The organism is Mycoplasmopsis arginini, from assembly GCF_965278885.1.
Taxonomy (GTDB): Bacteria; Bacillota_I; Bacilli_A; order Mycoplasmatales; family Metamycoplasmataceae; genus Metamycoplasma; species Metamycoplasma arginini_B.
Genome location: NZ_CBDIHE010000015.1, coordinates 1 through 809 on the forward strand (window position 1 = coordinate 1; position 809 = coordinate 809).

Genomic DNA, 809 nt, shown 5'->3' on the forward strand with positions numbered 1-809 from the left:
CATTTTCATGCCCGTAGCTTCGGTATTGTGTTTTAGTCCCGTTGAATTATCGGCACAGAGTCTCTCGACTAGTGAGCTATTACGCACTCTTTAAACGATGGCTGCTTCTAAGCCAACATCCTAGCTGTTTAAGAAACTCCACAACCTTTCTCACTTAACACAATTTTGGGACCTTAGCTGACGATCTGGGTTGTTCCCCTCGCGTGCATCGACGTTATCACCGATGTACCGACTGCATAGCAATTCATGATAGTATTCGGAGTTTGATTATAGTCAGTACAGCTAGGCGCCGCCATTCCATATTCAGTGCTCTACCCCCATCACTTAACACTACACGCTAGCCCTAAAGCTATTTCGGAGAGAACCAGCTATCTCCAAGTTCGATTGGAATTTCACCCCTACCCACAAGTCATCCGGGCACTTTTTAGCGTACTACGGTTCGGTCCTCCACTTAGTGTTACCTAAGTTTCAACCTGCTCATGGGTAGATCACCTGGTTTCGGGTCTATATCAACATACTAAGCGCCCTATTAAGACTCGATTTCTCTACGGCTTCGCTTTAATCCACTTAACCTCGCATGTTGACATAACTCGCCGGTCCATTCTGCAAGATGTACGCCATCACCCATTAACGGGCTCTGACTAACTGTAAGTAATTGGTTTCAGAATCTATTTCACTCCCCTCCCGGGGTTCTTTTCACCTTTCCCTCACGGTACTAGTTCACTATCGGTGTCTGGTTAGTATTTAGCCTTACCGGGTGGTCCCGGCAAATTCAGACAGGGTTTCACGTGCCCCGCCCTACTCAGGAT

Annotated in this window: 1 rRNA gene; it reads right to left on the reverse strand. The window is 47.1% G+C overall.

Features of this window, described 5'->3' with window-relative positions:
• A 23S ribosomal RNA gene (locus ACQW0Y_RS02960) occupies positions 1–809 on the reverse strand; the annotation flags it as partial.